An 18,765-nucleotide genomic window follows, 5' to 3' on the forward strand; every position below is an offset into this window, starting at 1 on the left:
GAATCGATAACCGCTGAAAGCATCTAAGCGGGAAGCGAGCCCTAAGATGAGTCATCCCTAGGAATTTAATTCCTCTAAAGAGCCGTTCGAGACTAGGACGTTGATAGGCATGGTGTGTAAGCGTTGTGAGGCGTTGAGCTAACATGTACTAATGACTCGAGAGGCTTAACCATACAACCCAGATGGGTTTTACTGAAAATGTTGCAGACATTTTCTAGCACTTCCTCCTTCCATGGAGGTCGTACGAAAGCCTTAGACAGAATAYMGAYACTTGATAAAGTTAAAGACTCAAAYAAAGCAAATCAGCTTTCCGAATTATTATTAACGTGGTCCAGAGATGGACACGGTAATAAACAGAATTTGCTTGGTGACAATAGCCTTGTGGAACCACCTGATCCCATCCCGAACTCAGAAGTGAAACGCAAACGCGCCGATGGTAGTGTGGGGTCTCCCCATGTGAGAGTAGGTCATCGCCAAGCGCCTAATTTAAAGAATCTTAATTGATTAGTATAGAATTGCTGATATGGCTCAGTCGGTAGAGCGCATCCTTGGTAAGGATGAGGTCCCCAGTTCGATTCTGGGTATCAGCACCATTACAATCTAGTGTTTAATCCTAGAATAAAGAATTTGCTTGGTGACAATAGCATTGTGGAACCACCTGATCCCATCCCGAACTCAGAAGTGAAACGCAAACGCGCCGATGGTAGTGTGGGGTCTCCCCATGTGAGAGTAGGTCATCGCCAAGCGCCTAATTATCTCATTGAGATGTAACCAAGCCAGCTGAATAAGCTGGCTTTTTTGCTTTTGTAATCTGTAACATTATTTGCACTAATAGCAATGCTGCCGACTGTAAGTATTGCTATTAGCTTTGTTGACGAGTCTTTTCTTCCCCTCAATACACAAGCTTTGCTTCCAGATTTTTCACTATTCATCGATAAAAAAGCAGCCAGAAGGCTGCTTTGAGGTGGTACTTTCGCATTAGGTTGCTTAAGCTTCTTTAAGCCACTGGGCAGCACGTTTAGCAAAGTAAGTTAAAATACCGTCTGCGCCTGCGCGTTTAAAGCAGAGTAGGGACTCCATGACGATGGCCTTTTCGGCTAACCATCCATTCTGGATTGCTGCCATATGCATGGCGTATTCACCACTGACTTGATAGGCGAATGTTGGCACTGCAAGTTCAGTTTTAACGCGATGCACTATATCTAAATACGGCATACCTGGCTTAACCATCACCATATCGGCTCCTTCTTGGATATCGAGTGCGACTTCATGCAAAGCTTCGTCACTGTTCGCCGGATCCATTTGATAGCTATGCTTATTGCCACCTTTGAGGTTACCCGCTGAGCCTACGGCATCACGGAATGGACCGTAGTAGTTTGAAGAGTATTTTGCCGAGTAAGCCATGATTTGGGTGTTGACGTGGCCTGCTGCTTCTAATGCTTGGCGAATCGCGCCAATACGGCCATCCATCATGTCCGATGGTGCAATGATGTCAGCTCCAGCATCGGCGTGTGACAGTGCTTGCTTCACTAAAATCTCGGTGGTGATATCGTTAAGGATATAACCCGTTTCGTCTATGATGCCGTCTTGACCGTGAGTGGTGAAAGGATCTAGTGCCACGTCAGTCATGATGCCGAGCTGTGGAAAGGCTTTTTTTAGCTCGCGCACTGCACGTTGCACTAGGGCATCTGCGTTATAGGCTTCTTCTGCCATTAATGTTTTTTTCTCTGCAGGTGTCACAGGGAAAAGTGCGATCAATGGGATACCTAACTCAACCAGTTCTTCAGCTTCTTTCAGTAGCAAGTCTATCGAGTAGCGTTCAACACCGGGCATAGAGGCTATTTTTTCACTGCGATTAGTGCCTTCTAGAATAAACATTGGGTAAATCAAGTCATTGACCGTTAGATGATTTTCGGCCATGAGGCGACGGCTAAAATCATGTTTACGCATGCGGCGCATTCTACGCTGAGGGAAGGCACTGGTAATGATATTCACATTTGACTCCTAATTAGGTACTGGTCTTACTTGATCCGACAAATACAAGCTGACTTGATTACGCCCACCGTTTTTTGCTTGGTAGAGGGCTTTATCTGCTTGTTCTAGTAATTTAGTACTGTGTTGATCGTGGGTCACTATATCGGCACTGACTCCGATACTGATAGTCAAAGGTATCGCTTCACCTTCCCATTCAAAATGAATAGAGGCAACAGCGTCTCTTATTGTTTCAGCAACTTGGAGAGCACCTTCTGCAGTTGTATTAGGAAGGATGATAGCAAATTCCTCCCCCCCAAAACGTGACACTAGATCCGTTGGCCGTTTTAAATGGTGCTGTAATGTTTGAGCTATTGTACGTAATGCTTGATCGCCTGCAAGATGACCGAATCTGTCGTTGATCAGCTTGAAGCGATCAATATCAAGCATTAACAGTGCTATGGGTGTTTCTTGTCTGCGACTGATCCGGCTTTCAGCGATCAAACGTTTATCAAAGGCACTGCGGTTTTTGACCCCTGTTAAACTGTCGATAGTGCTTTGTTCTGTGAGTTTTTGATTCACCTCATGCAATTCTCTGAGGGTGATTTCCAGTTCTAAAGTCCGCTCTTGCACCATTTGTTCGAGTTTCTCATTGCTCTCGGCTTCCGCTTTTAGGGCTTCTTCCCGCGCACTACGAATTTTCTGTGCTTGTTTCAAGGCTTCTTGCTGGATACGTAGTTTAGCTTTGCGCTCATCGTTATAGCGGATGGCGAGCACCAGAGACATGAAGATAATTTCAAAAGTCAGCCCAAGCATCACAGGCGTTTGCGGTTTTAAATTGAGGTCAATCACGCTGAGATATAGCAAGCTACTGATGCAAGCTCCCGTCAGCATACTCACCCAGCCAATAGTGTACATACGTGCCAGTTTATGGCCATTGATGGCCTGAGTAATGGCAAAGACCATGAGGACCAAGCTGAGTACAGCAACGGAAATGATCTCGATATAGAGCGCCGTTCCATATTGGATAAATGGTGTGGCGAGTCCAACACAGAGGATATACACAGCACTATAGCGACAAGTGAGTAACATACGGCGGTTTAAATATTTGAGCTGTAATATTTTTTCAGTAAACATTAACGCAAATGCCATAACGATTGGCAGTAAAAACGGCACCATCACTTGCTGTAATAGCGGCCAGTCTGGCCAGAGGAATCGGAAGGCAAAACCGTTAATCGTGGCAACGAGTAAGGTCATACTAAGGACATAGCCAGAGTAATAGCTGTAGCTGAATGAGCCCGATGCTATGGCGATAAAAAGACTAAAAATGCCAATTGCGGCAAGTACACCGAGTTGGAATCCATGCTCAACGGCGGTAGATTCGGCAATTTGAGCTAAGTCATTAGAAGACCATAGGTTTAATGGTACTGCAGCACTACCTTCAGTTTGAATATGCAGATAGAAAGTATGGGAGTCATCTGTGTTGATCTTGAAAGGATATAGGAAAATATTACTCAAGAATGGTCGATCCTCATAGGGGAATATATCACCCATCAGCACAGTATTCATGAGTTTATTATTGACTAAATGGTAGATTGTTACCTTGTCTAACAAAGGGTTATCTAGCGCTAAAATGCGCGAAAGTGTTTCGTCAGGGCTGGTTAAGCTGAAACTGAGCCAAAAATCATGGCCGCTGAGTTTTTGAATGTCTTTATTGGTAAAGTTATGCCAATCAGTTTTTGGCAAAGCTTGTATTTCGGCCAGTTCTTTTGCTGGTGTAGGGTGGCTGACCATTAACCAAGGCGTAAGGTTTAAAGGCGTCGTGGTTGACTCGTCAATGCTCAATAAGGTTGCCAAGGCCTGTGTTGGGCATATCCATAGCCACATCAAGAATATGAGTGGCATGTTTTTGTTAAGCATGGATTCGATCCAAATTAAAAAACGCTAAGCTATTTTGGTAGCAACGTTTTGCAAACTCATCCGCATTTTCTCCGCGTAGGTTTGCAATATAATTTGCGATATAAGGAAGGTATTCGGGCTTGTTTTTGCTCGATTTAGGCTTGGGCTGCATACTACGGGGGAGTAGGTAAGGGCTATCTGTCTCGATTAAAATGCGATTCTGCGGAATAAAGGGAACGAGTTGCGCTAGTTCTTGGCCGCGTCTTTCATCGCAGACCCAACCTGTTATGCCTAAGTGTAAATCGAGGTCAATATAGGCTTCCATCTGTGCGTGAGTGCCTGTGAAACAATGCAAAAGCGCGCCACTAAGCTGTGGGCGATATTCCCGCAGGATAGCAATAAAGTCTTCGTGGGCATCGCGTTCGTGCATTAGCACCGGCATTTGCAGTTCAACGGCTAAGGCGAGTTGGGCAATAAAAGCTTGGCGCTGGATAGGTCTCGGGGAGAAATCACGATTGTAGTCTAAACCACATTCGCCAACGGCAACCACTTGCGGTGCGTGGCAGAGTTCAGCTTGTCGAGCGTTTGAGCCATCATGCCAACCACTGGCATGGTGGGGATGCACACCAGCAGTGCAGTAAAGTTGATTAGGATATTGTTCGCAGACAGCAATGGCTGCCGCACTTTCAGTTAAATCGCTGCCAATAACAATTAACGGCGAAACCCCTTGGTCCGCCGCTGCTTGTATTATCGATACAGTATCTTGTTCGAGTGCGCTGCCAAGTAAATTGACAGCGATATCTATGTATGAGGGCATTATTTTAGGCGTTTTACCCGAACCTTGGCATTGCGATCATCGGTACCCATTAAAAAAGAACCTAAAGCGGCTTTTTCAATATAGACAGTTTCACCTTGCTTAACATTGTACTTACGGCCATCAGTTTGTTTCCATACCTGACCGTTAGTGAAAGTCACTTTAATGTCTCCGTAGGCATCTTCAGCTATAGATTGAATCTCTAAATAAATCTTATCGACAGTATTTTCTTGAACACGCTTGGCTTCCATCCCAAAGTCATCGGCAATTTTTGCCGTTGGCGCTTGGGGTGCGGTTGCCACTATCGCTGCTGCAGTCGTAGGGGCTGCAACTGTTGCTACTGTAGTCGGTATCGTTTGAGTGCTAATGGTGTCAGCTTTTACGCTTTCTGCTAGCTTGTCATAGCAAATCAAGCGGTCGAGTTTATCGGCGGTTGTTGCACATTGGGTTAACTGTTGTTCAATGCTGGCATTTGCTTGGACAGATACAAGCATTATCGCTGCCGTGATAAGAGTTAAGCGCATGAGAATGTTCCTTATTATATTATTCCCCTAACGCCTTCGAGGACGTTAGTCGTTTGTTTGTTCAGTATCTTCGTCTGACTCGTCATCTGGTTTGCTGTAGAAACGAGCCGCTAATAAACCGCCTTCGAACAATAACAGCATTGGTACAGCAAGCATAGTCTGGGAAATCACATCCGGTGGGGTTAATAGCATGCCGACGACAAAGGCGCCTACTATGATATAAGGACGTTTTTGCTTGAGATCTTCAGGTGTCGTGACACCTGACCAGCAGAGTAAAACAACGGCAATGGGGATTTCAAAGGATAGACCGAAGGCAAAGAACAGCTTCAGAATAAAGTTAAGGTAACTGGTAATGTCTGTCGCAACTTGAACTCCCTCTGGCGCATTGTTAGCAAAAAAACCAAAAACAACAGGGAATACAAGATAATAAGCAAATGCAATACCGAGATAAAACAATAAGGTACTGCTGAATAGCAGTGGCATCACTAAGCGTTTTTCATGTTTATATAAACCCGGTGCCACAAAGGACCAAATTTGAAATAACACGTAGGGCACTGCCACAAAAAATGATAAAACGAGGGTTAGTTTGAAAGGTGCAAAAAATGGTGCAGCGACATCCGTCGCAATCATGCTGCCACCAAGAGGTAAAGACTGCATTAAAGGTATTGCCATGTAGTGGTAGATATCATTTGCCCAGTACACACTACAAATGAACACTAATAACACACTGGCAATGGATTTTAGCAGCTTGGACCTAAGTTCAAGCAAATGGCTGATAAGTGGCTGCTGTTGCGACATGAATTATCCGTTGGCTTTCGGGTTAGAACTGGTATCCACGCCCTGAGATGGCTCACTTGAAGTAGCGGGAGAAGCCGATGTTTGACTCGCCTCTACAGTGGCTGTTGGATTAGTTTGGCTAGCTTGAACTGGATTCACTTGAGCAGGAGTGTGAATTTGATTCTCAGGCTCAGGGGTGTCTTTTGACGGATCCTGAACTTGATAAGGGCGGTTCACTGACTGTGCCGCTTGCTTTAGTTGCTCAATAGACTCTTTGAGTTCAGGTGAGAGGTTAGATAAACCTTTGCTCTCGGCTTTTTTAAGATCGGCATGCAACTGCTCGATCTTCAGCTCCTGCTCAAGTTCTTCTTTTACCGAGTTCGCCATGCGTTTCATCGCACGGATCCAACTCGTTACCGAACGCACCGCAACCGGTAGACGTTCGGGGCCAAGAACCACTAGCCCCAAAACACCGATCAGCAGCAGCTCCATAAAGCCGATACCGTCAAACATAAAGAGTTACGCCTGTTCTTTGTTAGACTCAGGTTTCTTTTCAGTCGCCTGTTGAGTTGTTTGCGCTGTTTTAGCCGCTTCGGTGTCTTCTAATGCCTTCTTGTCTTCTTCTGAAGACATGGCGTTTTTGAAGCCTTTAACCGCACCACCTAAATCACCACCCAAAGAGCGTAATTTCTTAGTTCCAAACAACAAGACAACGATTAACGCAACGATAAGCAGTTGCCAAATACTAATACCACCCATGAAGGTATCCTCTTAATTGATATCGGTTCTATTATGAACCTCTGATTAATTAGTGCTAGCTAAAATTTGCGATTCTTTGGCCTAGATCGCCATCCTACAAACCACAATATCATGCCTGAAATTAGACAAACATAAGGGGTCCATAGTGTAGCGTCTCTATTAATCAATAACGTGCCACAGATCAATAAAACGGCAGAAGTGATAAGCAAGTAGTTACTCTTGTGTGCCTGCTGCTGATATTTCAAATACTTATCTAGCATTTGTTGCTGAGAACTCAGCAATTTCCTGCCTAACTTAAGATTATCGTAAATTAGTTCAGGGAATTCAGGTAGTTTATCAGCCCAATATGGCAGTTTTGTGGATACCTTTTTAAACATAGCTTTAGGACCGACTTGGTCGGCCATCCACTGCTCTAAAAAGGGTTTGGCGGTTTGCCATAAATCCAACTGCGGATAAAGCTGACGGCCTAAGCCTTCGATGTAGAGTAAGGTTTTTTCCAACAATACCAATTGCGGTTGCACCACGATATCGAAGTGGCGCGCAGTGCGGAATAATTCCAGCAACACATGACCAAAGGAGATCTCGTCGAGCGGCTTGTTGAACATAGGTTCACACACCACTTTGATGGCCTGTTCGAAAGCTTGTAGATCGGTTTTTTCCGATACCCAGCCAGACTCAATATAGAGCTGGGCAATTCTGTGATAATCGCGATTAAAGAAGGCGAGGAAATTCTCTGCGAGATAGCGCTTATCGACTTCGCTGAGTGTACCCATGATGCCGCAGTCGAGCCCAATGTAGTATGGGTTCTCAGGATGATCGCGGGAAATAAAGATATTGCCCGGATGCATGTCGGCGTGGAAAAAGTTATCGCGGAATACTTGGGTAAAAAATAGTTCAACACCTCGCTCGGCCAATAACTTAAAGTTGGTACCTTGCGCTTTAAGGGCGGCAATATCCGAGACAGAAATACCGTAAATACGTTCCATCACCATCAGGCGTGGATAGCAAAACTCTTCATACACATAAGGCACATAGAGCGCATCTGAGTTGAGGAAGTTGTTGCGTAGCTTGACTGCGTTTAAGGCTTCGAGCTTAAGGTTTAACTCGCCTAAAATGGTCACGCGGTAATCTTCGATCACTTCAGCAGGGCGCAGTCGGTTACCTTCACCGAGGAGGTATTCAATCAGTTTGGCCGTTTGCGACATCAACTGCAGATCGGCTTGAATCTTGGCTTCTACATTCGGGCGTAGCACCTTAAGTACGACGTCTTTGCCGTTAGATTTGAGGGTCGCGGTATGCACCTGAGAAATAGAGGCTGAGGCCAGTGGCGTTTCATTAAAGTCATCGAATAGCGATTCAATCGGCGCTTTTAGCTCAGCTTCAATCGCTTGGCGGGCAAGTGCACCATCAAAGGGCGGCACCTTGTCCTGTAGCATGGCCAATTCACTGGCCCATTCATCGCTGAGTAAATCGCGGCGGGTTGAGAGCATTTGCCCAAGCTTGATATAAACGGGGCCGAGTTCCTGCATCGCCAGTTTTAAGCGTTCGCCACCGGGCTTATTTTTATGCTTATTGCGGATCCAGAATAGGCTGTTACGGGCGAGCTTAAAGTACCAAGGTGTCATCTTTGGCGGCAATACGTCATCTAACCCGTACTGTAGTAAGGTCTTGATGACGTGGTAACCGCGGCGGATACTGGCAAAGGTCATGGCTTAATTTGGTCTCTTAATTGGGCAATCCGTTGTTCAATCGCGCGAGTGTCGGCAACTAAATCATCCATTTGATCGCGAAAGTGCATTAACTCAATTGGGTGCGGTGCGAGGCGATACTCTTCAACTGCGAGTTGCCCTAAGTGGGAGCGGGTTTTACGCAACACTTCGAGTGCAAAGTCTTTTGCCAGATGGCTAGAACAGATGAGTTTGTGAGTGGGACCATCACCTAAATAACGGGAAACTGGCTCGGCAAAGTCAAACTCGATACCGCGTAGATATTGGCTAAAGCTTTGTAATAAATTGAGATCGCCCTCAAGCTTGAGTTTATCTTGCTTGATTAGTTCAGTTAGGTTGGCGCCTTCGGACACGCGGTAAAGCGTCGTCGCATCGGCATGTAGACTGACATCGACATCGCCTTCATAGCGGCTCAGTACTTGGATCTCTTTGGCAAACACTAAATAGAATGGCCAGCTGAGCTGCGATAATTGGATACGAAACACTTTGCCATGCAACTGGCGCTGGCGCGAATAATCGTCGCCCGCTTGGGCCTGAAGTTTTTTCAGACCCGTTTCAATTGCGGCGCAGGCAAGCAGCACAACTTCTTGCGGCATCATTAGAATTTATAACCACGGTGCAATGCGACAATGCCGTCGGTCATGTTGGTGTAGTCGACTTGTTCAAAGCCTGCATCAACCATCATTTGTTTTAATGTGTCTTGATCTGGGTGCATGCGGATCGATTCAGCCAGATACTCGTAGCTGTCGGCATCTTTAGTGATGAGCTCACCCATCTTAGGTAAGACTTTGAAGCTATATAAATCATACACTTTACGCATAATTTCATGCTGAGGCTTAGAGAACTCTAGCACTAATAACTTGCCACCGGGCTTAAGCACGCGGTTCATTGAACGCAGTGCCGCATCTTTATCGGTCACGTTACGCAGACCAAAGGCGATGGTAATGATGTCGAAGTGGTTATCGGGAAACGGCAGTGCTTCGGCGTTGGCTTGCACATAACTGACATTGTTGACTATGCCCTTGTCGCGCAACTTAGTGCGCCCGACTTTTAACATGGAATCGTTAATGTCAGCTAAAACCACTTCACCTTTATCGCCCACTAAGTGAGAGAATTTTGCAGTTAAGTCGCCTGTGCCGCCGGCCAAATCGAGCACTTTCATGCCAGGGCGGGCGCCAGAGACTTCAATGGTGTAACGTTTCCAAAAACGGTGAATGCCGAAGGACATCACATCGTTCATTATGTCGTACTTAGCGGCAACAGAATGAAACACGCCGGCAACGAGTTCAGCCTTTTTATCGGCCTCTACGGTTTTGTAACCAAAGTGGGTACTTTTAGATTCGCCCTCAGACATCAATGTGTTCCTATTGTTTTGCAATGTATTAGTTGCGAGTGTAAGCCATCGCCTGCATTTGCTGAATCTTTGATCTATCACTCTGTGATCGAGCTAGTAAACTAACTGCAATGCCTTAGCTTGAGGCACTCCTGAACAGTCGTAGGATTAAGTGCTTAGCGACCACGTAAAATGGACAGGCATTAGACCACAATATCAGGATTTGGTGAATAGCTTAGCGCCCAGTTGGGTGCAACTGGTTATATTAATTGTGCCAAAAATTGCATGCGAGCCTGCACATAAGCGTAGATAAGCTCGCTTAGGCTTTGGCCTACATCCCTGAATCCGGCTTCAATTCCCGCTTCGTGGCAACTTGGTGCAGCCTCGGCTAAATGCAAATAAGCGCATGGGCAGTGGCGGGCGATATAGCTGACATAATGCGCCGCATCGAGCAATGGCACACCTGCAGCGGTTGAAGCGCTACTGGGCATTTTAGCGATAGCATCGACGTCAAGTTCTAATCCTACGGGTAAACCTGTGTCATTTAGTTTGGCGGCGATTTCAAGTAAAGCTTGGCTAAGGCTGATTTCACGGCGAACCCAAATTTGTTGCAAGCTATACCAAGTTCCCCCAAATTCGCTGAGTTGGCTTAGGTTTGCTTCGCTGTTTTTTAACTCGTGTAAACCCAGTACATGGTAGCAACCTAAGGCGCCGCGATCGGCTGCATAACTAAAACCATTGCCGCTGTGACGGCCTTCAAGCAAACGAAAATCCGAATGAGGGTCGAGATTCACCGCGGCGACTTGGCGTTGGTAGTGGCCGTAGGTTGCCATCAACAAACCATAGGCATTGTTGTGGCCGCCGCCGATGAGTATGGGTTCTAAACCCGCTTTTAAAATAGCACTGACGATACGGATCACGCGCTCATCTAGTTGTTCCACTGCATCGCGTAATTCATCTAAGGTGACGTCACTGTTAGCTGTTGTATTTCTCGTAGTTTGTTGCTGCAGATCGGCGGTGTTCACTTGGCCTAACACTAGGCATTCGGCGCCAGAAAGAAAACGATTCGATTGTAAATTGAGCCATTGGCGCATACTGGTTGTGAACGCATCGGTTGCACCGCCGCGGCCTAAATTGGCACGTGGGCCGATATCTTCGCCAACGCCGATAATGGCAAAGCTTGCCCCGTGGGCTTTTGCAGTCGCGAGTATGGTCTCTAACGTGTGTTCGTGATTGGCCAGATGGACGCATTGGCCTAGCTTAATTTCGCCAGTTCTTGGGCTGACGAGTGAGGCGATATCGGTATGGGTAAAGGGGATAAATTCAGGCATAGATTGATATTCTTATTCGGCCAGAGTCGAGCTATTGTGGCCAGAGTAGGGCGAGGATTCAATGGGGAAACGCTGAAAATAGTGAATAAAAAAGCCAGCTTAGCTGGCTTTCTTGACTGAACAGTGAGATTACTCAATGTCGAGTGGTTCAGGTGATAAAATTACACCTGTGTTATCAGCATAAATGTGATCGCCGGGTAAGAAAGTCACACCGCCAAAATTGACTGGAATTTCCACTTCACCCACTGAATTGCCATCAGCACCCACTGGAATAGAGGCAAGGGCTTGAATACCAATGTCTAATTCTTCCAATGCATCCACATCGCGCACAGAACCGTAAACGATAATGCCTTCCCAGTTGTTGCTAACCGCAAGTTCTGCGATAGCGCCATCGATCAGCGCACGGCGTAATGAGCCACCGCCATCAATGAGTAAGACTTTACCTTGGCCATCCTCTTGTAGGACTTCGGTAATTAGGCCGTTGTCTTCAAAGCACTTGATGGTGCTAATAGAACCGCCAAAAGAGCTACAACCACCGTAGTTACTGAACATGGGCTCGACTACATCTACGACATCTAAGTACATGTCACATAGTTCTGAGGTGTTGTATTCCATATTTACACTCCTATTGATCCGCGTTGCGTACAGTTTAGCGAGTTTACGCCAGTATAAAAGGGATTATTGAAAAGAAAAGTGTTATCAATCACGGTATTGTTGCCACTTGGCTGTTAACACATCTGTAGTAAATTTTCGTCACACTATAGAATTTATTCGGTAAAACTTGATATTGGTCATTAAATAACGGTTTTTTATTACAACTCTGTTGCGCACTTTGGTATTATATCCCAAGTTTAAATTAACTTACTTAACTTAATTTGCTTTAGGGGCATGGACCCCCCGTTACGCTTATGGACGGTAGAGGGCCTTCGAGAGGTGCCTATGGAAGCTGTAAATACGATTGAAATTATTGGTTATTTTGCCTCTATAATGGTGGCGATCTCTCTAATGATGAAGAATATCATTTGGTTGCGATGGTTGAATTTTGTAGGATGCACCCTGTTTGTGGTTTATGGGGTGTTTATTTCTGCTTGGCCTGTGGCCGGCATGAATGCGTTTGTTGCTTGTATTAATATTTACCATTTGACAAAAATTTACCGTGCTAAGGCAAATACTCCCGCCGCAGCCTAAGTTTTATTGGATTGTGTTGCTCTTGAGATTAACGTTTAGAGCAACACAATATCCTGTCTCAGTCCTATCGCTATTTCTAAATAAATCCCTTAGCCCCAGCATAACGTCTCTAGAATCCTTCTAGATCAAAACCTCAGCCATGCTTCTTGTCATAAAACCTTCGAGCAGATGTCACTTAGCCGTCACAGGTCTTTCTTAGTCTCAAGCTATCTAATAGTGCTTTAGCTAATGTGATTTAGGTTTAACTATTAGCAAACAGTAAATTAGCCGTGAGCAGTCAATAACGAATTCAATCGTGAATAGAGCCTTGGTGAGTCGGTTGGTTTCAGACTAAGCACTCTAAGCGTCGTCGAGAGAATGCACAGATTAACATCACAGTAAAACTCGCTGGTATGCCAGCAAGGAGCCTGTTTTATGTTGAGTTACGTTGCAGACTTAGATAAGCGAATGTTTTGCCATATCGTGAGCTTCACCCAGCACCATGGTTTATATGCCCATGCAAAGCGGGTGTCAGCGAGTGGCGATGGGCATGTGTATTTATATTTGTCCGTGGGTTTGATGCTAACGCACGCTCAAGGACAGGCTCTATTTAATTTGATGTTAGCGAGTTTTTTGGTTGAGTTACCTCTGTATTTACTATTGAAAAATAGTATTCGTCGGACACGGCCATGCCATGCATTAGTGGGATTTGAGAGTGGTTTTGAACCATCGGATCGTTTCAGCTTACCGTCTGGTCATACAGCTGCGGCCTTTGTGATGGCAACGAGCGTGGCACAAATTTATCCTGCGGCGGCTCCTGTGGCGTATTTATGGGCTTTTAGCATAGGGGGCTCACGTATTGCACTTGGCGTGCATTATCCCTTAGATATTCTGGCGGGAGCCTCATTGGGAATTGGGTCGGTATTGCTGGTTCCTCCAGTGATTTAATTCAAATATGCGCCTGTTAATCATTTCATTAGTGGGAATTCTCCTTCACTCATCAGTTTAAGGATACGTAATGCGAATACTCTACGGAGTTCAAGGCACAGGGAATGGCCACTTAAGTCGTGCACGCGTCATGGCTAAAGCATTGATGAAACAAGATATTGAAGTGGACTTTCTATTTTCGGGGCGTAAGCCTGATCAGTTTTTCGATATGGAGTGCTTTGGCGATTATCGCGTTCAAGCGGGAATGACGTTTGCGACGCACTCCGGGCGCGTGAATGTGCCACAAACTGTCCGGCAAAATTTGTCCTTGTCGTTATTTAAAGATATTAAAGCATTAGATCTTAGTTGCTACGATTTAGTGCTCAACGACTTTGAACCTGTGTCGGCTTGGGCTGCGCGGCGCCAAGGCGTGCCATCCATTGGTATTAGCCATCAGGCGGCGTTAACTCATCCGGTGCCAAAACTCGGTAGCACTTGGTTTAATGAGATGCTGCTCAATTATTTTGCACCAGTGGATGTGGCGCTGGGGTGTCATTGGCATCATTTTGGCTTCCCTATTTTGCCGCCTTTTGTCGAAGTGGATGCCAGCCCATTCGAACACACGCATCAGATTTTAGTTTATTTGCCTTTTGAAGATGCGGATATGATTGCTCATTTTCTGTCTCATTTTAGTGATTATCAGTTTTTGGTATATCACAGCCAACAACCTAAAGGCCAAGTTGCTGAGCACATTAAATGGCATGGTTTTAATCGTGAGGGGTTTAAGCAACATCTTGCCAGCTGCGGCGGTGTGATAGGCAATGCGGGTTTTGAGCTTGCCAGCGAAGCATTAACCTTAGGTAAAAAACTCTTAGTCAAACCACTGATTGGCCAGTTTGAGCAGTTATCGAATGTGGCGGCGTTACAACTTTTAGCGGCTGCAGATAGCATGATGAGTCTCGATGTGAACATAGTTAAGCGCTGGCTTAAAACGGCATCGCCTAATCCAATCGCATATCCAAAGGTGGGGGATACGCTGGTTAAATGGATTAACGGTGGCGACTGGCACAATAGTCAGCCGCTGTGCCAAGAGTTATGGAGCCAAGTCACGCTTCCCGATACTTGGCGTTAAACAGCGTTGCTGTTCAGATGAAAAGCAACTTAGGCACTAGCTGGCTTAATTGCGTTAGCGTATAATTTCGTCAATTTTGCTGTTAGTCCCTTTCAGCACGTCTATTTTGGCCTAGCCTGGCCGTTAATTATGTTGTTATAAATGAGCCTGAAAAAGTTTACTCAGTACAAGTTACTGTTTTTAATGTTGTTATTACTTTGTGTCCTACTTCCTTTTATTCCAGATCAGGCTTACCACATCCCCGGCCCTGATATCGCTAAGCAAAATTTTCATGTGATTGAGTTTAATGATAAAGGTCAGCCCCACGACGAAAGGCAATGGCAAGGTTTAGAGACGCGAATTTTACACCCAGAGCCTGCACAGATCCCTGAATTATTGATTTTTGTCCATGGCTGGCATCATAGCGCTGAGCCTAAGGATGAAAACTTTATTGCCTTTGAGCAGTTTTATCAGCAAATGGCCGCGTCCGATACCCAGCGCAACTTGTTGGGTTTGTATATTGGCTGGCGGGGCGATAAATACGATCCTTTTTGGATCGATGGCTCAGATGATGCAAAAAGTTGGATAGAACCCTTAGATTTTCCTACTATTTTACAGCGTAAACGGGTTGCTAAACGTATCGGGCAGTTAGGTCTATCACAGCTGCTGGATAAGCTTGATAGCTTAGTAACACAGCATAAACTGCTGCGTTACACTGTGATTGGCCATAGTCTTGGCGGTGCTGTTGTTTTGCATGCGAGTAAAGATCGCATCAAAGCCGCCATTGATAATCAGCAGGATAATCCTAATTTATTCTTACTGTTAAATCCCGCCGTACCTGCTAAAGAGTATCAGCCATTAGATACGTTGGTGAGCTTAGATAGACAAAAACCGAGTATGGTGGTGTTGCAATCGAAGGGGGATTTTGCAGTAAAAGAAGCCTTCAATTACATCAAGGACGGCGAGCGCGCTGTCGGGAACTCTTGGGCTATTACTCACGATATTGACAAATGCTCTGGTGGCAATTGCACTACACCAATGAAGATGCCTTCGGCCTTGATGGCGCACGATCAAATCCCTGGCTGTATGATGACGCTGCCTCAATCGGGCTGGAAAATTCGTGCTCGCCTGCAGGCTCGTCGTACCGTGCAAACCTGCCCCGATGCCAATATGCAAGCCGTATGGGTACTGGCCGTGTCTGACGAAATCGTCTCTGGGCACAATGGCATTCTCACTCCAGAGCATGGTAAAGCCTTGTCTGAGGTGATGCGTATGATTGATTTATATCGAAATCAATTACCTAAACATGCGGTGGAAAGCCCTGCAAACCAAGATCTCGGCACCTTAGCGCCAGAGTCAGAAGCTGCAACATCTACCGAAGGTGAAACGCCTGTGCCACAAGAGCCAGTGATTATTGTCGAGCCTTTACCTGAAGAGCAGAGTTCACCGACACCTAAGGTTAATGCACCATTGCAGGAGCCAAACGTATCACAGGAACAAGATAAGCCTGCTGCGACTGAGGCGTCACCCGCGCCAATTAAAGCGCCGGAATCAAAGCCTGAGGCTAAGCCAAATGACGGCGCAGAGTCTCAACCTAAGGTTGAAACTGAAGGCATAAAGTGATCGGTAGCTGTACGGAGTAAGTGATAGGGGATACATCTAGTGTTGTATGTCATTGAAAATAGGTAATAAGCTGATGAATAAACTTTATGAGTCAATATGAGAGCTGAGTTAAGAGCAAAAATCATCACTGTTTGTCATAAAAAAATTGAGACTAAAGGCGATAATGTCGGCCTCTCATTTTACGCTTTCTTTGCGAATAAAAATGATAATCCAGAGCTACTTATGGAAGCCGCAACTTGGTGGATTCAAACTCATCGTTTAGACCATTTTGTTAAGGCTCATAAGGTGATAGAGATGATCCAAAAGGAATCGGAAGAATAGACTCTAAAGCTGTTACTGCGGATTTTTGGTTTGCCACCTGCGCCAAGTAAAAGTGATTAGTGCGGCGAGTATCAGACTGACCATGGCCCATGTGGGGTATTTATGCTGGTGGTAAAACGCCAGCATGGGAGCGATTTCATCGCGGATTAACACTGGGCCTAATCCAAAGAGCGTCACCCAAATGCTGGTGGCGAGAGCATTGCCAATCACAAATTGTTTTAGTGGCATTTTAGCGAGACCGCAGCCGATAAACATAAATTGTTTTAATCCCTCAACAAAACGACTCAGCACTAAAGCGGCAATGCCATATTGACCGATAACGCTGTGGATTTTATTTTCCAATGGCGGCTTTATCCACCCTTTTTTGAGTAATACGTCGCCAAAGCGCCAGCCGATAAAATATCCTAAACAGTTACCGCAGAGTGCTCCGCAAGCAGCGACGATTAATACCAATGGCAGTGACATTTGCCCTGTAGCGGCTAATAAACTGGCGACAATTAATAAGGATTGTCCTGGCGCCGGAATGCCAAAACCCTCGACAGCAATCGCGACAAATAGCAGAACATAACCATATTGCTGCAGCCAAGGCGTGAGTTCTGTGATGATATGTTGTAGCGCTTCTGGCATAGATGAAAGTGATCAAATCAATGTGACGATAGGGTCATCATACTCGCCAACTTCTCTGGTTGGATAGATTTATGAGCAAAGTTTCATGCCCGTTTTCATTTGCAGTGATTAGCAGGGCTAAGGCACTGAGGATATCAATTTTGTCTTAAAAATATAAAAGGCCGAACTGAGTTCGGCCTTAATACGCTATTACTGTTGCGATTCGGCGACGATATTATGTCTAGGCGAATGCTGCTTGTAGCTGTGGTACAACTTGTTTCTTACGGCTTAATACGCCGTCTAACCACACTTTGCCATCAACGGTATCTTTACCATAGGCACGTTGGGTCAGCTCCGCATCGTCAGACACAATCAACAACTCTGAACCTTCTTTCATGATGTCAGTCAGCAGCAATAAAACGCTGTGGCGGTTACCTTCCACTTTGAGCGCTTTGATATCGGCTTCTAGCTCGGCCTTGATATCGTCAAATACTGACAGGTCGATCACTTCTAACTGGCCGATACCGACCAAGTTACCGTTCATGTTGAAGTCTTTAAAGTCACGCATTACTAAGTCGCGTGCTGGTGTGCCTTGTACGGCGGATTTCACTTTGAACATTTCCATGCCCAGTTCTTTGAAATCTTCAACGCCGGCGATCTCAGCTAATGCTTCAACGCAGCGAATGTCTGCAGTGGTGCAAGTCGGTGATTTGAAAATCACGGTATCGCTCAGAATGGCGCACATCATGATGCCAGCGATATTTTTAGGGATAGCGACTTGGTAAAAGTCGAACATCATCTTGATCACTGTGTTGCTGCAACCCACTGGGCGGATCCAGCATTCTAGCGGTGTATCTGTGGTGAGATCGCCTAGCTTGTGGTGATCGACAATCCCGATGATAGTCGCTTGGGCGATATCATCCGGTGCTTGAGTCAGTTCTGAATGGTCAACGATATACACTTGCTCGCCAGCGTAGCTGGTTTTGTATTCCGGTGCTTCGAAGCCGAAACGTTCCAGAATAAAAGCGGTTTCGGGTGACAATTCACCTAAACGTGCGGCAATGGCTTCTTCACCGATTTGGTTTTTTAAATAGGCTAACGCGATAGCACCGCAGATTGAATCTGAATCGGGGATCTTGTGACCGACAACGTAAATGGGCATTTCAGGGACTCTCCTTTAAATTTGTGACAATTTTAGCAATATTTGGCTTTAATCGGAAATAGCCAAAGCGCATATCACTGCGCTCTTCAGTTGCTATTTCTCTAAAAATCGAACGCTCAGGTTCGGCAAAGATGGCTTAAGGTTTAGATCTTCACTTTTATCACGACTTTACGCACCGCCGTGGCGATATCGCCTGTGCCGGGCATATGCATGTCACCGGGGAAAAATAACGCAAACATGCCTGCTTTGAGTTTGATATAAGAGGCATTGGCTTGGGTTGCCTCGTAATCAAACTCGGCGTAATCGTGTTTTTCAAAATAGGGTTTCGAGGGTGTTTGCTCCGCTAGTGGCAAGTAACCAAACTCTTCTTCACCGCTGAAAACATATTGCACATCGATATATTTTTGATGAACTTCAAAGGGTTCTGTCGATTTATGCTTAGTGTGGTAGTCGTTGACTATCACAAAAATATTATCGCCATCGAGGGGATAATTGCCTACGGGTAGCTGACTAAAGTCGGTCGTCGCTAGATGTTCTAATGCAGTCGCAAGCCGAGGGCTTAAGGATTGATAAATATGGCGGTTTTTTAAGGTATCGACGATCATCGGTTACTCGACATGGCGGAAGTGAAATGGGCGAATGGTAAAGATTATAATCTGATCATCACAGTTAGGACATAAGCTTTGTCGATTGGAAGCAGGTCTAAACATGTC

The 18,765-nt window shown here is 45.6% G+C and carries 20 protein-coding genes, 1 tRNA gene and 3 rRNA genes; 9 read left to right on the forward strand and 15 right to left on the reverse strand.

From position 1 onward, the window contains the following. The 4 genes from L5L97_RS20795 to rrf (L5L97_RS20810) all read left to right on the forward strand — a co-directional run. Positions 1-173, forward strand: a 23S ribosomal RNA gene (locus L5L97_RS20795); the annotation flags it as partial. 190 nt (positions 174-363) lie between these two features. Further along, positions 364-479, forward strand: a 5S ribosomal RNA gene (gene rrf, locus L5L97_RS20800). Positions 480-517: 38 nt separating this feature from the next. Then, positions 518-593 (forward strand) — tRNA-Thr (locus L5L97_RS20805). 37 nt (positions 594-630) lie between these two features. Continuing rightward, positions 631-746 (forward strand): 5S ribosomal RNA (gene rrf / locus L5L97_RS20810). A 241-nt stretch (positions 747-987) separates the two neighbouring features. Here the strand turns inward: rrf (L5L97_RS20810) and hemB are convergent. The 12 genes from hemB to rraA form a co-directional block, all read right to left on the reverse strand. After that, on the reverse strand, positions 988-1,995 hold the full coding sequence (gene hemB / locus L5L97_RS20815; protein ID WP_105251204.1) for a porphobilinogen synthase: 1,008 nt from the start codon (positions 1,993-1,995) through the stop codon (positions 988-990). A 9-nt stretch (positions 1,996-2,004) separates the two neighbouring features. Further along, the gene (locus L5L97_RS20820) at positions 2,005-3,891 is read right to left on the reverse strand and encodes a diguanylate cyclase (RefSeq protein ID WP_263183834.1); all 1,887 of its coding nucleotides are present in this window, start codon (positions 3,889-3,891) and stop codon (positions 2,005-2,007) included. Beyond that, a complete protein-coding gene (locus L5L97_RS20825) occupies positions 3,884-4,687 on the reverse strand; it encodes a TatD family hydrolase (protein WP_263183835.1) in 804 nt (267 codons plus the stop codon). Before L5L97_RS20825 ends, L5L97_RS20820 begins: the two co-directional genes overlap by 8 nt. Then, a complete protein-coding gene (locus tag L5L97_RS20830; protein WP_263183838.1) occupies positions 4,687-5,208 on the reverse strand; it encodes a hypothetical protein in 522 nt (173 codons plus the stop codon). The genes L5L97_RS20825 and L5L97_RS20830 overlap by 1 nt, the downstream gene beginning before the upstream one ends. A gap of 45 nt (positions 5,209-5,253) precedes the next feature. After that, the gene (tatC, locus tag L5L97_RS20835) at positions 5,254-6,006 is read right to left on the reverse strand and encodes a twin-arginine translocase subunit TatC (RefSeq protein ID WP_113940134.1); all 753 of its coding nucleotides are present in this window, start codon (positions 6,004-6,006) and stop codon (positions 5,254-5,256) included. A 3-nt stretch (positions 6,007-6,009) separates the two neighbouring features. Then, entirely contained in the window at positions 6,010-6,498 is a 489-nt protein-coding gene (tatB, locus tag L5L97_RS20840) for a Sec-independent protein translocase protein TatB (RefSeq protein ID WP_168825776.1), read from the reverse strand. A 6-nt stretch (positions 6,499-6,504) separates the two neighbouring features. Continuing rightward, a complete protein-coding gene (gene tatA, locus L5L97_RS20845; protein ID WP_006083329.1) occupies positions 6,505-6,744 on the reverse strand; it encodes a Sec-independent protein translocase subunit TatA in 240 nt (79 codons plus the stop codon). Between the two features lie 59 nt (positions 6,745-6,803). Then, positions 6,804-8,453 (reverse strand): ubiquinone biosynthesis regulatory protein kinase UbiB, encoded by a 1,650-nt coding sequence (gene ubiB, locus L5L97_RS20850; protein WP_131523492.1) that lies wholly within the window; start codon positions 8,451-8,453, stop codon positions 6,804-6,806. Further along, the gene (locus tag L5L97_RS20855; protein WP_263170154.1) at positions 8,450-9,070 is read right to left on the reverse strand and encodes an SCP2 domain-containing protein; all 621 of its coding nucleotides are present in this window, start codon (positions 9,068-9,070) and stop codon (positions 8,450-8,452) included. The genes ubiB and L5L97_RS20855 overlap by 4 nt, the downstream gene beginning before the upstream one ends. Then, on the reverse strand, positions 9,070-9,825 hold the full coding sequence (gene ubiE, locus L5L97_RS20860; RefSeq protein WP_006083326.1) for a bifunctional demethylmenaquinone methyltransferase/2-methoxy-6-polyprenyl-1,4-benzoquinol methylase UbiE: 756 nt from the start codon (positions 9,823-9,825) through the stop codon (positions 9,070-9,072). Before ubiE ends, L5L97_RS20855 begins: the two co-directional genes overlap by 1 nt. Positions 9,826-10,064: 239 nt before the next feature. Then, a complete protein-coding gene (locus L5L97_RS20865) occupies positions 10,065-11,135 on the reverse strand; it encodes a formimidoylglutamase (RefSeq protein ID WP_263183840.1) in 1,071 nt (356 codons plus the stop codon). Between the two features lie 129 nt (positions 11,136-11,264). Next, positions 11,265-11,750, reverse strand: coding sequence for a ribonuclease E activity regulator RraA (gene rraA, locus L5L97_RS20870; protein ID WP_105251214.1), 486 nt, complete (start codon positions 11,748-11,750; stop codon positions 11,265-11,267). Between the two features lie 324 nt (positions 11,751-12,074). On the opposite strand from rraA, the gene L5L97_RS20875 reads away from it, so the two are divergent. The 5 genes from L5L97_RS20875 to L5L97_RS20895 all read left to right on the forward strand — a co-directional run bounded on the left by L5L97_RS20875 (position 12,075) and on the right by L5L97_RS20895 (position 16,284). Next, entirely contained in the window at positions 12,075-12,323 is a 249-nt protein-coding gene (locus L5L97_RS20875; RefSeq protein ID WP_113940145.1) for a YgjV family protein, read from the forward strand. A 414-nt stretch (positions 12,324-12,737) separates the two neighbouring features. Further along, the gene (locus L5L97_RS20880) at positions 12,738-13,250 is read left to right on the forward strand and encodes a phosphatase PAP2 family protein (protein WP_263183843.1); all 513 of its coding nucleotides are present in this window, start codon (positions 12,738-12,740) and stop codon (positions 13,248-13,250) included. A gap of 70 nt (positions 13,251-13,320) precedes the next feature. After that, on the forward strand, positions 13,321-14,361 hold the full coding sequence (locus tag L5L97_RS20885) for an MJ1255/VC2487 family glycosyltransferase (RefSeq protein ID WP_105251217.1): 1,041 nt from the start codon (positions 13,321-13,323) through the stop codon (positions 14,359-14,361). 141 nt (positions 14,362-14,502) lie between these two features. Then, positions 14,503-15,963, forward strand: a complete 1,461-nt coding sequence (locus tag L5L97_RS20890; RefSeq protein WP_173247305.1) for a thioesterase — start codon at positions 14,503-14,505, stop codon at positions 15,961-15,963. Between the two features lie 96 nt (positions 15,964-16,059). Next, positions 16,060-16,284, forward strand: coding sequence for a DUF6500 family protein (locus tag L5L97_RS20895; RefSeq protein ID WP_173247302.1), 225 nt, complete (start codon positions 16,060-16,062; stop codon positions 16,282-16,284). Positions 16,285-16,296: 12 nt separating this feature from the next. On the opposite strand, the gene L5L97_RS20900 is transcribed toward L5L97_RS20895, so the two are convergent. From L5L97_RS20900 to L5L97_RS20910, 3 genes are all read right to left on the reverse strand, one after another. Next, the gene (locus tag L5L97_RS20900; RefSeq protein WP_173247299.1) at positions 16,297-16,911 is read right to left on the reverse strand and encodes a DedA family protein; all 615 of its coding nucleotides are present in this window, start codon (positions 16,909-16,911) and stop codon (positions 16,297-16,299) included. A 220-nt stretch (positions 16,912-17,131) separates the two neighbouring features. Beyond that, entirely contained in the window at positions 17,132-18,052 is a 921-nt protein-coding gene (locus tag L5L97_RS20905; protein WP_263142598.1) for a manganese-dependent inorganic pyrophosphatase, read from the reverse strand. A 143-nt stretch (positions 18,053-18,195) separates the two neighbouring features. After that, positions 18,196-18,657: a YhcH/YjgK/YiaL family protein gene (locus tag L5L97_RS20910; protein ID WP_263183846.1), complete on the reverse strand. Its 462-nt coding sequence runs from the start codon at positions 18,655-18,657 to the stop codon at positions 18,196-18,198. Positions 18,658-18,765 lie beyond the last annotated feature (108 nt).

It is taken from the genome of Shewanella sp. SM71 (genome assembly GCF_025653905.1).
Classification (GTDB): Bacteria; Pseudomonadota; Gammaproteobacteria; order Enterobacterales; family Shewanellaceae; genus Shewanella; species Shewanella oncorhynchi.

Coding starts and splice junctions, on each gene's coding strand:
- L5L97_RS20885 (WP_105251217.1), top strand. CDS start 13,321: ATGCGAATACTCTACGGAGTTCAAGGCACAGGGAATGGCCACTTAAGT.
- ubiB (WP_131523492.1), bottom strand. CDS start 8,453: ATGACCTTTGCCAGTATCCGCCGCGGTTACCACGTCATCAAGACCTTA.
- L5L97_RS20820 (WP_263183834.1), bottom strand. CDS start 3,891: ATGCTTAACAAAAACATGCCACTCATATTCTTGATGTGGCTATGGATA.
- L5L97_RS20825 (WP_263183835.1), bottom strand. CDS start 4,687: ATGCCCTCATACATAGATATCGCTGTCAATTTACTTGGCAGCGCACTC.
- L5L97_RS20855 (WP_263170154.1), bottom strand. CDS start 9,070: ATGATGCCGCAAGAAGTTGTGCTGCTTGCCTGCGCCGCAATTGAAACG.
- L5L97_RS20880 (WP_263183843.1), top strand. CDS start 12,738: ATGTTGAGTTACGTTGCAGACTTAGATAAGCGAATGTTTTGCCATATC.
- L5L97_RS20895 (WP_173247302.1), top strand. CDS start 16,060: ATGAGAGCTGAGTTAAGAGCAAAAATCATCACTGTTTGTCATAAAAAA.
- L5L97_RS20890 (WP_173247305.1), top strand. CDS start 14,503: ATGAGCCTGAAAAAGTTTACTCAGTACAAGTTACTGTTTTTAATGTTG.
- L5L97_RS20905 (WP_263142598.1), bottom strand. CDS start 18,052: ATGCCCATTTACGTTGTCGGTCACAAGATCCCCGATTCAGATTCAATC.
- L5L97_RS20910 (WP_263183846.1), bottom strand. CDS start 18,657: ATGATCGTCGATACCTTAAAAAACCGCCATATTTATCAATCCTTAAGC.
- tatC (WP_113940134.1), bottom strand. CDS start 6,006: ATGTCGCAACAGCAGCCACTTATCAGCCATTTGCTTGAACTTAGGTCC.
- ubiE (WP_006083326.1), bottom strand. CDS start 9,825: ATGTCTGAGGGCGAATCTAAAAGTACCCACTTTGGTTACAAAACCGTA.
- tatB (WP_168825776.1), bottom strand. CDS start 6,498: ATGTTTGACGGTATCGGCTTTATGGAGCTGCTGCTGATCGGTGTTTTG.
- tatA (WP_006083329.1), bottom strand. CDS start 6,744: ATGGGTGGTATTAGTATTTGGCAACTGCTTATCGTTGCGTTAATCGTT.
- L5L97_RS20875 (WP_113940145.1), top strand. CDS start 12,075: ATGGAAGCTGTAAATACGATTGAAATTATTGGTTATTTTGCCTCTATA.
- L5L97_RS20900 (WP_173247299.1), bottom strand. CDS start 16,911: ATGCCAGAAGCGCTACAACATATCATCACAGAACTCACGCCTTGGCTG.
- rraA (WP_105251214.1), bottom strand. CDS start 11,750: ATGGAATACAACACCTCAGAACTATGTGACATGTACTTAGATGTCGTA.
- L5L97_RS20865 (WP_263183840.1), bottom strand. CDS start 11,135: ATGCCTGAATTTATCCCCTTTACCCATACCGATATCGCCTCACTCGTC.
- L5L97_RS20830 (WP_263183838.1), bottom strand. CDS start 5,208: ATGCGCTTAACTCTTATCACGGCAGCGATAATGCTTGTATCTGTCCAA.